8 protein-coding genes and 1 tRNA gene are annotated in these 15637 nt (G+C 54.4%); all 9 read left to right on the forward strand.

The genetic code is table 11. The features are described from left to right. Positions 1 to 17 precede the first annotated feature (17 nt). The 9 genes from B9T62_RS01755 (at position 18) to B9T62_RS01795 (ending at position 15636) form a co-directional block, all read left to right on the forward strand. Positions 18 to 977 carry an aldolase catalytic domain-containing protein gene (locus tag B9T62_RS01755; RefSeq protein WP_211296396.1) on the forward strand — a complete coding sequence of 320 codons (960 nt, stop codon included), beginning with the start codon at positions 18 to 20 and terminating at the stop codon, positions 975 to 977. A 178-nt stretch (positions 978 to 1155) separates the two neighbouring features. Continuing rightward, positions 1156 to 3285: a putative bifunctional diguanylate cyclase/phosphodiesterase gene (locus tag B9T62_RS01760; RefSeq protein WP_087913696.1), complete on the forward strand. Its 2130-nt coding sequence runs from the start codon at positions 1156 to 1158 to the stop codon at positions 3283 to 3285. A 63-nt stretch (positions 3286 to 3348) separates the two neighbouring features. Then, positions 3349 to 3422 (forward strand) — tRNA-Gly (locus tag B9T62_RS01765). A gap of 623 nt (positions 3423 to 4045) precedes the next feature. Then, on the forward strand, positions 4046 to 6676 hold the full coding sequence (locus B9T62_RS01770; RefSeq protein ID WP_157685401.1) for a sialidase family protein: 2631 nt from the start codon (positions 4046 to 4048) through the stop codon (positions 6674 to 6676). Between the two features lie 287 nt (positions 6677 to 6963). Further along, on the forward strand, positions 6964 to 9975 hold the full coding sequence (locus B9T62_RS01775) for a glycosyl hydrolase (protein ID WP_169834309.1): 3012 nt from the start codon (positions 6964 to 6966) through the stop codon (positions 9973 to 9975). A gap of 395 nt (positions 9976 to 10370) precedes the next feature. After that, on the forward strand, positions 10371 to 11234 hold the full coding sequence (locus B9T62_RS01780) for an ABC transporter permease (protein ID WP_087920085.1): 864 nt from the start codon (positions 10371 to 10373) through the stop codon (positions 11232 to 11234). 31 nt (positions 11235 to 11265) lie between these two features. Continuing rightward, positions 11266 to 12171, forward strand: coding sequence for a carbohydrate ABC transporter permease (locus B9T62_RS01785; RefSeq protein WP_087913699.1), 906 nt, complete (start codon positions 11266 to 11268; stop codon positions 12169 to 12171). Between the two features lie 30 nt (positions 12172 to 12201). Continuing rightward, a complete protein-coding gene (locus B9T62_RS01790; RefSeq protein WP_169834310.1) occupies positions 12202 to 13857 on the forward strand; it encodes an extracellular solute-binding protein in 1656 nt (551 codons plus the stop codon). Between the two features lie 213 nt (positions 13858 to 14070). Further along, positions 14071 to 15636, forward strand: a complete 1566-nt coding sequence (locus B9T62_RS01795) for a response regulator (protein WP_087913700.1) — start codon at positions 14071 to 14073, stop codon at positions 15634 to 15636. Position 15637 lies beyond the last annotated feature (1 nt).

The following is a 15637-nucleotide window of genomic DNA, read 5'->3' on the forward strand; positions in this document are numbered from 1 at the left end:
TTGAAGGGAGACAGATTGTGAAGACGAATCCAAGTAAAATTGTCGATTGTACCATCCGTGATGGAGGCCTCGTGAACAACTGGGATTTCAGCGTGGAATTTGTGCAGCACTTATATGCCGGACTTAATGAAGCCGGTGTTGACTATATGGAAATCGGATACAAAAATTCGCCTAAGCTTCTGAAGGGTGCCGAGGGTGCCGGACCGTGGCGTTTCCTTAATGACGACTTTCTGCGCAAGGTTATTCCCCAGAAGGGGCATACGAAGCTCTCGGCGCTGGTGGATATTGGCCGTGTGGATGAGAATGACATTCTGCCGCGCAGTGAAAGTATGCTGGATCTGATCCGTGTAGCTTGCTACAGCAAGGATGTGGACAAGGCGCTGCAGCTAGTGCAGACATTCCATGATCTGGGGTATGAAACCACGATCAATATTATGGCATTGTCGAATGTAATGGAGAATGAACTGCTGGAAGCCTTCGAGCTGATCCGCGAGAGTGTGGTGGATGTGGTCTATATCGTCGATTCCTATGGCAGCCTTGACCATAATGACGTGAAATATCTGGTAGAGAAGTTTAAGACCCATCTGCCGGACAAGCGGCTTGGTGTCCATACCCATAACAACCTTCAGCTCGCTTTCTCCAACACACTGGTGGCTGCCGAGCTGGGTGTCGAGCTGCTGGACGCCTCCTGCTACGGGATGGGACGCGCCGCAGGCAACTGCCCGACTGAGCTGCTGGTTACGCATCTGAAGAATACCCGGTACAAGCTGCGTCCGGTGCTTGATGTTGTCGAGCATCTGATGATTCCTTTGCGTGAGAAAGAGGAGTGGGGTTATATCATTCCTTACATGATCACTGGCACACTTGATGAGCACCCCCGTTCTGCCATGGCACTGCGCTCCTCGGAAGACAAGGATAAGGCAGTTGAATTCTATGATAAGCTGACTACACCCGAGGTAACCTTCGGAGATAAATAACGGGCTTCAGGCAGAAGCACTGACCTCTTCCAGGAGGAAGGTGCTTTTTTTCCTGCCAGAATGCTGCGTTAAGAAAGAAGAATGTAACTTTAAGGACCTGTTCAGCCGATATTTATACATAGGACTTCCATATCCAGCTGGTTATTAATAGATATCATTTTCAGACGCGAGGGAACTTATGAGACAAGAAGAGAAAAAAACAATTACAGCGGCTATTGCAGGGGCCATTCTGTTCCTTCTGATCCAAATTTTTCATACAACGCTTGAAGGTTTCGATGATGGGGTTTTAATCTCTGCCCTGTACCTTATTGCAGGCTGTTGTAATGTAGCTTTTGGTTTTGCCATCTTTGCACAAGGGTGGCTGTTCTTCTCTGACCGTTTGTCCAAAGCCAGATTGTATGTGTCAGCGCTTTTTCTGGGTGTCTGCATGCTTGATTTCCTGCACACGCTAAGCTTCGTGGGGATTCCCTCGATCTCTACGTATGTCAGTGAGGGAGAATCCATGTGGTTGCTTACTCTGTCGCGTTTTGCTAGTGCGCTGGGGATTCTGATTATCTTCAGCAAAAATGACAAGCCGGTATCCGTATTGCTGAAGGGCAAGGTATTCCGGTTCGCCTTTCTGCTGATCGTGCTGACCTTGGCCATATTTGTCTTCAGTCATACCGCCGCCTCAAGGTTGAACAGTACCTCATGGATGACAACCTTGAAGCAGATCAGTGATTTGATTGTATTGTTTATCTACCTGACCGGCATTGCCGTAATTGTCTATCCCGGAGCAGTGGAGAAGTCGGCCTCGCTGCTGATTATTATCCGCGCGCTGATCTTCTTCGCACTGGGACAAGCCTTCCTGATGAATCCATTCAGCATCGGCGACACCGATTATCTGTTTGGTATGCTGTGCACTGGCGTGGCGTATTATCTGATCCTAACCGGGGTGTACCGGCTGACAATTGAAGAGCCATTTCATGAGAAGCAGCAGATTGAGGAGCGGATTAACTATCTGGCCTATCATGATGAGCTGACAGGTCTGCCCAACCGGCGGCGTCTGATGCAGCGGGTGGAAGCGGACATTCAAGCGTCGAAGCAGGCCCATGTGCAGGGATGCTATTCGGCACTCGTGATTATGAATATCAATCATTTCAAGAATATCAATGACTCCCTGGGTCATTATGCCGGAGACCTGCTGCTGCAGCTGGTGGCGCAGCGAATCAGCCAGGAGGCAGGTACGGATGAAGAGCTGTACAGTATGGGGGCCGATGAATTTGCTTTTTTTATGACCTGCAGAGCCAATCTGGATGAATGCCAAGCCAGAGTCATTGAATTGCCGCGGCTGTTTGACCGGCCAGTGAAGCTGGAATCCGGAGAATACCATATTTCACTCAGCCTCGGTGTCAGCATCTACCCCGGAGACGGTGATACAGCGGAGCAATTGATCCAGAATGCTGACACCGCTGTGCATAACGCCAAAGAGCATGGCGTGGAGATCCGCCGCTATATGCCTGCGATGCAGATGAAGGCGAAGGAACGCTTCAAGCTGGAGAATGATCTGCGCCGGGCACTTGAGCGTGACGAGTTCTATCTGGTCTATCAGCCGCAGGTTCTGCTGGAGACCGAGGAGATTGTGGGTATGGAAGCCCTGCTGCGGTGGAATCACCCCAAACGCGGGCTGGTTTCGCCAGCGGAATTTATTCCGATTGCGGAGGCGAGCGGCCTGATTGTGCCTATTGGGGAATGGGTGCTCAAGATGGCATGCCTGCAGAATAAACAATGGCAGCTTGCCGGCTATGAACCGATCAGCGTCTCTATCAACCTATCGATGCGCCAGTTCCTGCAGCCGAATCTGGCAGGAACGATCGGAGATATTCTGCACAATCTGGACCTTGATCCCTGTTATGTGGATCTGGAGATTACCGAGAGTATGACACTCGACAAGGAGACGGCCTTTGAACAGCTGAAGCGGCTGAAGGAGCTTGGCGTATTTATCAGTATTGATGATTTCGGTACAGGCTACAGTTCGCTGCATTATCTGAAGGATATGCCAATCGACCGTCTGAAGATTGACAGATCCTTTGTCTCCGAGGTGATGGAGGACAGCAACAATGCGGCCATTGTCTCGACCATCACCTCGATGGCCCACCACCTGAAGCTGAAGGTAACCGCCGAAGGAGTGGAGAACAAGGAGCAGCTTGAATTTCTGCGCCAGCAGCATTGCCATGAAGCGCAGGGTTTTCTGTTCAGCAAGCCGATTGAGGCAGCTGAATTCGAACGCTCTTTTCTGAGAAAAGCTATGCAAAAACTGCCGTCCTGAAGCAAAAAAAGTTGATTTTCAAGCTGTGGAATGATACAATACTTCTTGTATTCACTTTACATTGCGGGTGTAGTTCAATGGTAGAACTTCAGCCTTCCAAGCTGATAGCGTGGGTTCGATTCCCATCACCCGCTCCATAATTTCTAATTCAACCTCTTGCGCAGCAAGGGGTTTTTTGTTTGTCATGGGCTTAGTTAGGCTAGGTACAACTAGTACCTTGACCTCTAAGGCTTCACGCGAACTTCAAGATGTCTCATTACAACGTCTAATAGAAAATCAGTTCTCAGATTTGACACAGCAAAGGTACTAGCCGCTGTGAATTCAATTAAATAGATCAGAGCAGACGGCCTGGCCTGCGCTAACTGTATTTCGTACAGTTATTTCGCTTGAAAGTTCGGCTAAAACGATTGTAACCTCTTAAGCCCCCTAATTTGGAGTGGAGTCCTCCATATGCAGACCTGACTTAGCATCAAACGCACTCCATCCTCCCAATTAAGTGCAAAACTGCAACTAATTTCTTCGATCCTCGACTTTCAACTAATTTAAGTGCAGAAGTGCATCTAATCCAGCTGATTTAGCCGAATCCCCCTCCTGCGTAGCAATTTAGTTGCACTTTCGGCACTTATTCTCGCATAATCTCATATTTGAGCGGAAATAAGTGCTGATTTGCATTTATTTACTCTCAACCTCTTAAGCCCCCTAATTGGAGTGGAGTCCTCCAGCATTAGGGGGCCGAACCTCGTTTGCAGAAGGTACTTTGATGTTCAATGCTGAGCGGCAGATTTCGTTGCTGGCGGGGATGGTTCCCTGTTCGGCCCCGGGAGTATCCTTAAGAGGATATTCAGCGAAAGGGGATAGCGATGTTATGGCTGAAGAGGCGAATACGGCTGAAGAGATGAACATGGCCGATGCGGCGAATGAGGCTGAAGAGACGAGTGAGGCGAATGAGGCTGAAGAGACGAGTGAGGCAAATGAGGCTAAAGAGGCAAGTGAGGCAAATGAGGCTGAAGAGGCAAGTGAGGCAAATGAGGCTAAAGAGGCAAGTGAGGCAAATGAGGCTGAAGAGGCAAGTGAGGCAAATGAGGCTGAAGATGCGAGTGGCTCTGAAGAGGTGAATAGGGCCGGTGAGGAAAATACAGCCGAAAAGATAAAGCACGCGGCGGCATGGACTCCGGCCTCCCTCGGCGGCGGCGGCTACATCACCGGCCTCATACAGCATCCGGCTGAAGCCGGGATACTGTATGCCCGCTGTGATGTGGCGGGGGTCTTCCGCAGCACGGATGGGGGCGAGAGCTGGGCCACCCTCAACGGAGGGCTGGACCAGGGATTCCACCATCAGGTGCAGAGCTTCGCGGTCAGCCCGCACCAGCCGGAGGTGCTGTTCCGCTGTTCCGGCGAGGCCCGAGGCGGAGAGATCTGCGGCGCTGTCCACCAATCGGTGGACGGCGGGAACCGCTGGCGCGAAGTCTGCAGCGGCATGGGCTTCTACGGCAACGGACCGACACGGATGTACGGCGAGGTGATTGCCGTTGACCCCCACCGGCGCGGCGTTGTCGCGGCGGGCGGATATACGGGCGGGCTGTGGGTCAGCCCGGACCATGGGGACAGCTGGGAGCAGACGATGCTCCCGGAAGAACGTTTCGGCTGCGTGGCGTTCCACCCGCAGCAGCCCGGTGTGTTGTATGCCGGGACCATCGGCGACAACGATCTGAACATGGACTATGCCGAGGTGGAGGAAGGCGGACTGCTGCGCCGCCTGCAGGATCAGCCCCGGGGCGAATCCGGCAGGCTGTACCTCAGCCAGGACAACGGACAGTCCTGGCAGCTGCTCTATGAAGGAGCGAGCTTCGCCGAGCTCTGCTTCGACAGCCGCGAGCCGCAGCGGCTGTATGCGGCCTGCATCTGGGGAGGCATCCGCGTCAGCACGGACGCGGGGCGGACTTGGTCCGCAGCCGCAGGCGGACTGCCGGCGGGCAGACACAGATACGGCACAGTGATCCAGGCCGGTACACAGCAGGGGCTGCTGTACACCGCGCCGGATGCCAGGCCGCATCATGAAGGCCTGCCGCCGATTCCGGTATACGCCTCCGGGGATGGAGGAGCGTCATGGCGGGTGGTTCATCGCCATGCTGATGAAGATCTCAGCGGGTTCCCCGCGTTTATGGATCACTTCAGCGGCGGTTCACGGGCAGCGGCCAACGGCTGGGCGATCTCCAAGATTGTAGCCGACCGCTTCATCATGAACCGGCTGTACCTGTGCAACTGGTACGGCGTAGCGATCAGTGACGATGGCGGAATGACCTGGCGGGCAGGCGGCTTCCGGGGGCTGGAGACAACATGTATGGAGGCGGTAGTTGCCGATCCTTGCCAGCCGGGCAAATTCGCGGTCACGATGGCGGATCATCCCCCCAAGGTGACGGAAGACGGCGGGGGGACCTTCTGCAATCTTCCGGGGATTCCCGGCTATTCGGGAAGCACAGCCATAACGTTATCCAAGCGGGACGACCGGCGTTATCTGTATGGGCTGGTGGGCCATGGGCGTTCTGCCTGTATTGCCGTCAGCGAGGATGGCGGTCTAACGGCCAGGGCAGTGCTGGGGCTGCCGCAAGGAATGTTCGTTCAAGCGCTGAAGGAGGACAAGCGGCGCGCCAACACTTTCTATGCTTATATTGAAGGAGCCGTTGCCAAGGGAGCAGGTGTATATCGCTCGCGTGATGGAGGAATCTCATGGCAGCAAACAGCCTTCCGCCCGCCTTCCCATGTCGCTACGCTGCCGCATCAGCAGCAATGGATTGAAGCTGAACTGATGTCAGTGGTAGTCTATCAAGTCAAGAATGCCTGCGGCTGCAATCAGCTGCTGGCCACCGATCCCTTGGCCCCTGACCGTGTGCTGCTGGGGGAATGGAGCGAAGGCCTGTGGTTGTCGGCTGACGGTGGCGACTCCTGGGAATCCATCGGCGCCGGGCTGCCTTTTCTGCAGAATGGCCGGACTTCCGTGCTGGCTGCAGTAGCCTTCTCACCCAAATCTGCCGGAACCCTCTATGCCTGTTTTATCCGTGAAGGCTTATGGCGCAGCCGGGATCACGGGCAGACCTGGAGCAAGCTGTTTCCACTCCAGGAGGGAGCAGTGTTTAATGCATCAGCGCTGACGGTATCCGCACAGGAAGAGGATGTGCTGATTCTCGCCTGCGAGCCGATGGTGCAGAGCCATGCTCCCTCCGGCGTGGTCTGCAGCCGGGATGGTGGAAGCACCTGGGACGAATGGGACATCACGTCTTTGGGTGCGGTCCGCTGGAAAGGCATCGCCCTCGATTGCGAAGGACAGTGGCTGTTGGGCGTCACCTGCGGCAATGGAGCCTACAAGGCCAAGCTAAGCTCTATTTCAAAATAAGAAAGGATAAGTTTCACTTTATCCTTGATCCTTTATCCTTCTATTTTCGCAGAAACGGATGCCTGAAAGCGATACGCAGTATCGCTGCTTCGGAAGCATATACTTTTCAGAGGACGGAAGCCGTTTCTTCTTATCATTGAAATTAACTGAGGATCGTTGCTGCAGCACAGTTTTCGTTGCTGACGAACCTTGTTGGGTCTAATAGTAAACGCTTACATTTGAAGTGCCGGACGATGGACGCTCCATCGTAATATAACCGGTTCTATCCAAGTGGAGGCATGATTACAGTGTTGGCAAGAATAAGCAAAAGATTATGCTGTTGCTGGTTGACGGTCGTTATGATTGCAGCATCCTTCGGCGGATTATCGGCCCCTGCCCGGGCGGCGGGGGAGAATCAACTGAGCAATCCGGGATTCGAGGCGGGGGATGCAGCTTGGGAGAAATGGGGGAGTCCAGCAATCACCACTGCTGTGAAGCATAGTGGCAGCAAGGCGCTGCAGGTCAACAGAAACAGCGGCGGGGCATCGGAATCAGCAGCCGTACAGGAAGGCAAGACCTACCGCGTGGGCATGTGGGTGAAATTTGCCGCAGCAGTAGCGGGCGGGCATGATGTGGATCTGGATTACTTTGGCACACAGCAAGGGAAGGTCAAGCTTCATTTCACCGGTTCAACCAGCTGGGAGTACCACCAGTTGCTCTACACAGCGCCGCCGGGAGTCCAGCATATCCGAATTTCCTTCTGGAACAGCACCAGCGCGGTGTATTACCTGGATGATGTGGTCATCCGCGAGAACATCGATATTGAACGGCCAACGCCGCCGGGAGCTTGGCAGACCAGCCACAACCCGGATGCGCTGAAGCTGGCGTGGGCGGAATCGACGGACGATATGGGTGTTGAAGCCTACCAGCTCGCTTATAAAAAATCCGGTTCAACCGACTGGAGCACTGTGACCCTTCCGCACCAGACAAGTGTTACCCTGCAGACCTATACCCTGCAGAATCTGGAGCCGTATTCTGTGTATGCGATCATGCTGACCGCCTTGGACGCGGCAGGCAACAAGTCTGACCCGGTCATTGGACTCGAAGCAACGCCGGGCCCGAATCTGGTTGTGAACGGCGGACTGGAGAGCGGGGGGATTGAACCGTGGATGAACGAAGGCACGGTTACCGTGCAGACCACAACGTACGGCCCGTATTCGGGGCAGTATGCTCTGCAACTGCCGGATCAAGCTGTGGCACAAATACAAGGGATAGCTACGGACGGCGGGACATCTTACCTGGTCAGCTATGGGAGTCGATGGGGGCTGGCACCTGCAGGGAACCAGGAGCTGGCTCTAACCTTCGAAGATGGTGTAGCAGAATCTAGACAGGTACTGCAACTGCCGCTTAGCACCGACTGGACACGCTCCGAGCAGATGCTTGTGTCCGACTCGGAGATTACAAGCATAGGGCTTGCGGCCAGCAATCTGTCAGGAACGGATCTGCTGCTGGATGAAGTGTTCATAGGCAGGCTGCCGGCGCTGCCTGCAGAGCTTGCGCCTGCTGCGCCGGCCGGGCTGGCAGTGAACGCAGTCGACGGCGTATCGGCCCAGCTGCAGTGGGAGGCGGCAGTCAGTCTTTTTGGCATCAAGGAATATAGAGTAGCTTACCAGAAGGAGGGTTCCGGTCCATGGGAGCAGGTTACGGTCCCCTATGCACCGGGCGTGTCCATGTACTCCTACAAGCTGGAGGGGCTGTCGCCGGAGAGCAATTATAACCTGACGGTCAAAGCAATAAGCGCAGCGGATTCCTTGTCTCCGGCTAGTGAAATTCAGTTAACAACGATAGACATGCATCCGGTCAATCCGAATGCTTCAGTGGAAGCCTCCGATCTGCTGGACCGGCTGTACACTTCCGTAGGACACACCGTCTATACCGGCCAGCATAACTATTATGAGGAACCTTTGGTCTGGTATGACAAGGCAGCGGAGCTGACGGGGTATTACCCGGCAATCTGGGGATCGGACTTCGCCTATTATACAGGCGGAGATTTCGCCGGGCTGCGCCAGACCATGATTGACACAGCGATTGATGCAAGCGGGCAAGGGGCGATGATCACATTGACCTATCATCAGCCACGCCCGATGGATGCGCCAACCGCCGGTTGGGAAAGTGTGACCGGCAATGTTACCGAAGCGGAGATGACCGAGATCGTTACACCGGGAACCGTGCTCTATAACCAGTGGGCGGCCCAGATCGATGAAGTTGCAGGTTACCTGGCCCAGCTGGAGGCTGAGGACATTCCGGTGTTATGGCGCCCGTATCATGAGATGAATGCGGAATTCTTCTGGTGGGGGGCAAGGCCTGAGCTGTTCCGGCAGCTATGGTACAACATGTACGACCGGCTGACGAACCAACACGGGCTGGACAATCTGATCTGGGTATGGAGCCCCAACGCCGAAAGCTCCTGGGCTTATGACTCCACGCCTTATTATCCCGGCCACACTTCTGTGGATGTGCTGGCTATGGATATCTACAATAATGATTACAGGGATACCTATTACAACAAGCTGGTGAAGCTGAGCGGCGGAAGACCGATTGCCGTCGGGGAGAATGGGGAGCTGCCAGATCTGGATATGTTCGCGGCGAAGCAGCAGCGTTACGTCTATTTCATGACCTGGTCGCAATATCTGACCGATAAGAATTCGATCAGCAGTATTCAAGGGGTATACAGTCATCCCCGGGCCGGCAACAATGGCGAAACCGGCAATGGCCCGTTTGTGCCGCCGCCTGCCGAACGCTACAGCATTGATGATTTTGAGCAATACGGGGGCTCCAACAGCAGTCTGCGTTCCAAGTGGCAGCGCAATACCTCGGGCAATGCCGCTTCAGTTACGCTGGACGTATATGAGAAGAACAGCGGCAGCTACGGGCTGAAGCTGGATTATACGATTGGCAATCCCGGATATGCCGGGCTGTACCGCAGCCTGGGCAAGGAGTGGCCGGGGATGGAGGCGATAGAGTTCTGGCTGAAGCCGGACGGCTCCAACCGGCAGCTTGCTGTTCAGTTTCATGAGACAAACGGCGAGGTGTGGGAAGCGGGGCTCCGCCTCCAGGGTACAGCTCCCGTGCTGGTGCGCCTTCCGTTTACGTCCTTTCAGCGTCCAGGCTGGTCCACCGGAGGCAACGGGCTGATTGATCTGGGATCGATCAGGGAATTTGCCTTCTATGTCGCCCAGGGCAACGGCGCGGTGGGCAGCGGGACACTCTATATCGACGATGTGAGTGCAGTTAAGCTGCCTGTGCCTGATGAGGAATAACAGGGCTGCATACAAACCTAATCTGTGGTGCAGCCCGGGCGGAAGTATTCGGCAGTGCCCAGTGGCTTGGGCCTAATGCGGCCAGCAATTTCGGAAGCCAATGAACTATCATGCAGGTAGTGGACCCGTACAGATTAGTTGCGTTATCTGCAACTGGATGGACGGGTTTTCACTATTATTGCAGAGGTGTAGAAGCCAAATATGTTTCGTTGCCAGACCACACTTTTCGTTGGTTGCGGTACTGGAACGCACTGCTCGATTTCACTAAAATTAAGCTAAGAACAACAACAGAAAGGATGACACACTTGGAAATCGAGCGCAGGCTCTTGCGCGGCAGAGGCGGCGGGCAGGCCGTCTGGTGGCGGCGGTGGGCCGGACAATGGGACATTCAGCTGATGGTTCTGCCGGCGCTGGTGTTTATCTTTATCTTCAGCTACCTGCCCATGTACGGTGTTCTAATGGCTTTTCAGGATTATCAGCTCTTTGGCGGCTTCTTCAACAGTCCATGGGTTGGGACCAAACATTTCGCGGCTTTCTTCAGCTCCCCCGATTTCTGGACAGTGATGCGCAACACCATTGTCATCAGCTTGCTGAAGCTGGGCATCGGATTTCCGGCTCCCATTCTGCTCGCCCTGATGCTGAACGAAATCCGTGCGCTGCTGTTCAAAAGAATCATTCAGACCGTCAGCTATCTGCCGCATTTTCTGTCCTGGGTCATCGTCGGCGGGGTCGTCGGCTCGATGCTTTCGACTGATAATGGAAGCGTTAACATGCTGCTGCTGAAGCTGAATCTGATCCATGAGCCGGTCAGCTTCCTGTCTGTGCCGGAGTATTTCTGGGGCATTCTTGTCGGAACGGGAATCTGGAAGGAAATGGGGTTTGCCGCGATCGTATACCTGGCAGCGATTGCAGGGATCGATCCCCATCTCTACGAAGCCGCAGCCATAGACGGAGCCGGGCGCTTCAAACAGATTCAACTGATTACCTTACCCTGCATCCGGCCGGTTATTATTATCTTCATGATTCTGGCCGTGGGCAACATCCTGAATGCCGGGTTTGAGGATATTCTGATTCTGGCTACCAACCCTGTGCTGCGTGATGTGTCGGATGTTATTGATACGTATGTGTACCGGATGGGGTTTCTGAACAACCGCTACTCCTATGCGGCTGCAGCCGGATTGTTCAAGGCCATTGTCAGTGTCGGGCTGCTGGCGGCCGCTAACCGGGCAGCGAGAAAGATGGGCTCCAGCTTATGGTAATCCAATATCGAACAGGAGAGGGGGAGAAGAGATGATGAAGCTTTCGGCGGGTGACAAGGTTCTCCAGGTGTTCATCTACATTCTGATGCTGCTGCTGGGCTTCGTCACCCTCTACCCCTTCTGGAACTCATTGGTCATCTCGCTTAACTCGGGGGCGGATACCGCCCTTGGCGGCATTACCTTCTGGCCCCGCAGTCCGACACTGGATAACTATGAGGTGGTCTTCCGCGACAGCCGCATCGGGCAGGCTTTCCTGATCTCCGCCCTGCGGACGGTATCCGGCACACTGCTGTCCGTGCTGTTCACAGCCGTTCTGGCCTACGGCCTCTCCAGGCATGAGCTGATGGGCCGCAAATATTATATGGTGTTCTGTGTGGTGACGATGTATTTCAGCGGCGGGCTGATTCCAACCTTCCTGCTGCTGCGCGAGTTCGGGATGATGGATACCTTCTGGGTACTGATTATTCCCGGCATGATCAGCGTGTACAATATGATTATTTTCCGGACGTTTTTTCTCGGGCTGCCCGCCGGGCTGGCCGAATCGGCGAGGATTGACGGCTGCAATCATATCGGCGTGCTGATCCGGATTATTCTGCCCATCTCCGGGCCGGTGGTAGCTACATTGTCGCTGTTTACCGCCGTTTATCACTGGAATGAGTGGTTCTCGGCCAGCATCTATATTAATAATCCGAATTTGATCCCGATCCAGACGCTGCTGAAGCAGATCCTCAATTCCAACATTGTCACGGATCAGCTGCTTCAGGCGATAGGCACCAACGCGGCTGCCCAGGACCGCCTGTCATTGGTTCAGACTGTAACGAGCAAATCCCTGATTATGGCTACAACGATGGTTGCCACGCTGCCCATAGTGCTGGTATATCCATTTTTGCAGAAATATTTTGTCAAAGGTGTACTGATCGGCTCCATTAAGGAATAATCAGATTGACAGTAGAGAGGGGTTCTTCATTTGAAAAGAAAACGCTCAACACGCTTATTGCCGCTGGTTGTCCTGCTCTGCACCGCACTGCTCGCGGGCTGCGGCGGCAACAATGCCGCTGCTCCGAGCACCCCGGAGCCAACCCAGGCACCGGCTGCCACGGAAGCGGCGACGACGGCTGCGCCGGAGGAGAATGCAACAGCTGCAAGCAAGGTCAAACCTGTTACATTCAGCTATTACAGCAATTATGACTGGGATACCACAGAGCCTTGGGGTGAGGACTCCACCACCAAGTGGATCTCGGATAACCTGAAGGTGAATATGACCGCCATCCAGTCAAGCGGTGCAGCAGAGACGAAGCTCAGCACAATGATTGCTTCAGGCAGCCTGCCGGATGTGATGATGATGGACCGGGGGGCCAACGTAGAGCGGCTGCGCCAGAACGGTCTGCTCGTAGCTTTTGATGAATACCTGGATAAATACCCGAATCTGAAGAACAACGCCGGTGAAGCCACGCTTGGCATGCTCCGCTCCGAGGACGGCAAGCTGTATCAATTCCCGAACTGGTATACCTCCAGCCCGAACGGCAATGGCGGCTGGATCATCAACAAGAAGATTTACAAGGAGCTGGGTTCGCCCAAGCTGGAGACCTTTGACGATTTATATGCCTATCTGCTGCAGGTGAAGGAGAAATATCCCGATGTCGTGCCGCTTGAGATCGGCGCCAAAGCCAGAGGGCTGGAAACCATGTATGGGGGCTGGGCCGAGAACAAACCTTATCTGCCCAAAGCCAATCCGTCGGGCAATGCGCTGACCTCAATTTTTACAGATGAAGTCTATATCCAGAACATACAATATGCCAGCAAGCTGTTCCGCGAGAAGCTGATCACCCAGGATGTGTTCACTCAGACCGCCGACCAGCTCTCAGAGAAGCTGAACACAGGCCGGGTAGCGGTATTCGTGGATGGCGACGTAGCCAATCCGGGAGCCAAGGCCAATGCCATGCTGCAGGCCACCGACCCGGAGGCAGGTTTTGATATCATTCCACCGATTCATAAAGCCGGCCTTGATCCGGCCAAAATTACACCGAACAACTACAACTCGCTGGGCTGGAATGTGCTGGTCATTACCAAAAGCGCCAAGGACCCGGAAGCCATCTTCTCTTATCTGGACTGGGTGACTAGCGATGAAGGACAGCGTATCCTCAATTTCGGCCGTCAGGGACTCTTCTGGGATGAAGTGGATGCGGATGGCGTTCCAATTCCGAATGATGCTGCACTGAATACGGCGCAGGCCGAGAAGAGCAAGGAGAAGATTGGGCGCTTCAACTGGGTAGGCAACACCACCTTCATCGACCAGACGAAAGCGAAGATGGATGCCCTGCTGCCGATTGAGAAGCAGAACTGGACGACGCTGGCGCAAACTAAGGTGACCTGGAAGACCTCCAGGAACTTCACGGAATTCGTCAATCTCGATCCGCTGCCCGATTCGGAGGAAGGTACCATTGCCACAACTGTAAATGATATTTTCCTGGAAGTGAACGCGAAGGCGCTGTACGCCAAGAACGAAGAGGAAGTCAGCAAGCTGCTCACCAAGGCCGATGAGGATGCCAAACGTGCAGGATATGAGAAGCTGCTGACCTTCCAGACCGAAAGATGGAAGAACAACCTCAGTAAGCTGAAATAATGTTAGAGCCAGCCGAAAACGTGGGGTATACTGAAGCCAAGTGTACCCTTTTTTTAAAAATACCACGACATCAAGTATCCTTCTATTTCTCGCAGAAACGGAAGCCTGAAAGCGATACGTAGTATCTCTGCTTCGGAAGCATATGCCCTACAGAGACGGAGAAACCGTTTCTTCTTGCCTTTACTAGCCAGATGACTACGGGGGGTGGAGTTCATGTACAAGGTGCTGCTGGTAGACGACGAATTGCTGGATCTTGAAGGGCTGGAGCGCTTTATGGACTGGGAAGGCCTGGGCATGGAGGTATGTGCTGCGGCCAGCAGCGGGTTCGAGGCGCTGGAGGTGCTGAACACACAACCCGTGGATATTATCGTTACGGATATCAAGATGCCAATTATGTCGGGCATGGAGCTGGCGCGCAGGGCTTATGAGCTGCGGCGTCAGCTTAAGATTGTTTTTGTGAGCGGATACGAGGATTTCCAATATGCCAAGCAGGCGATTTCGATGAGCGCGTCAGGGTACGTGCTGAAGCCTGTGGATGACAAGGATATGCACAAGACGCTGTTGGAGGTGAAGGAAGCGCTGGACCGTGAGCGGCAGCATTCCCATCTGGAGCAGTATTTCTCGGACTCCGAGCCGCTGTTGCGGCGCGAATTGTTCCATCAGCTGCTGGACGGGATGCCGGATGAAGAACGCGTATTGTCCCTGCTGCAGCGGATCGGCATGCCGTGGCGCTCCGGCCGCTGGTATGTGGCGCTGCTGGAGCCGGATGATCTAACCTGGAAGCTGCATGGCTACGGAGAAGGTGAGCGGGCGGCGATTGAGAAAAGACTGGACTCGGCGATTGGCCAATTCTGCGCCGAGGAGCGCATTCAGGCCTGCAAGCTGGACCGCCAGCATACGGCCCTTATTCTGGAGGAGGAGTACGACAGTGCCAGGCTGCGGGGTCTGATCCGCCAGGCGGGGAACGGAATTCCGCTCACCGTTACCATTGGCGTAGGTCCTGCCGTGGACAGTCTGGGCGGGCTGCATCTTTCTTTTGAGGGAGCCAGGGAGGCGCTGGGCCTGAAGCTGTTTCTGGGCAAAAGCAGGCTGATTGCCCACACCGCAGCCAAAGGGCCGATTACGGAGCAGGCCAAGGACCTCGACAGCATCCTGCAATCCCTGTTTCTGGCCATGTCCACATACCGGCTGGTGGCGGTGGATGACTGCAATGAGGAGCTGTTTGTGCTGGTGGGAAATCTGGAGACGAAGCTGGAGATCTATCAGCTGTTCCTGCACATTGTATCCAAGCTGGACAGCTATCTGCATACACTGAATGAGGATTTCTACATGCTGCTTGGATTGGACCGCAAGCATCTGAACATCCTGTATCATTTCGAAACGATCGAGGATATGAAATCCTGGCTGCGGCGGCGGATGTTCGAGCTGTCCGAGCTGCTGCAGCACAAGCGGCAGGGCAAGAAGCGCAAGCTGGTCGAGGAGATCGAGCAGTATATCAGCCGGAATCTGGAGCACAACGTCATGCTGCGGGATGCGGCCAATCATTTCTCTTTCTCGCCGAATCATCTGGGTCAGATTTTCTATGAAGAGACCGGGATCTATTTCTCCGACTATGTGAGCCTGAAGCGGCTGGAACGGGCCAAGGCCTTGCTGAGAGATCCGAAGCTGAAGGTCTATGAGGCTGCCCATCTGGCAGGCTACAAGAATCTTTCCCATTTCAGCAAGCAATTCAAGGAGAATTATGGGGTGAGCCCGGGCGATTATCGGAGGCATTTGTAAC

Origin of the sequence: Paenibacillus donghaensis, from assembly GCF_002192415.1 — a bacterium.
Taxonomy (GTDB): Bacteria; Bacillota; Bacilli; order Paenibacillales; family Paenibacillaceae; genus Paenibacillus_AQ; species Paenibacillus_AQ donghaensis.

Coding starts and splice junctions, on each gene's coding strand:
- B9T62_RS01780 (WP_087920085.1), top strand. CDS start 10,371: ATGGTTCTGCCGGCGCTGGTGTTTATCTTTATCTTCAGCTACCTGCCC.
- B9T62_RS01795 (WP_087913700.1), top strand. CDS start 14,071: ATGTACAAGGTGCTGCTGGTAGACGACGAATTGCTGGATCTTGAAGGG.
- B9T62_RS01770 (WP_157685401.1), top strand. CDS start 4,046: ATGTTCAATGCTGAGCGGCAGATTTCGTTGCTGGCGGGGATGGTTCCC.
- B9T62_RS01760 (WP_087913696.1), top strand. CDS start 1,156: ATGAGACAAGAAGAGAAAAAAACAATTACAGCGGCTATTGCAGGGGCC.
- B9T62_RS01785 (WP_087913699.1), top strand. CDS start 11,266: ATGATGAAGCTTTCGGCGGGTGACAAGGTTCTCCAGGTGTTCATCTAC.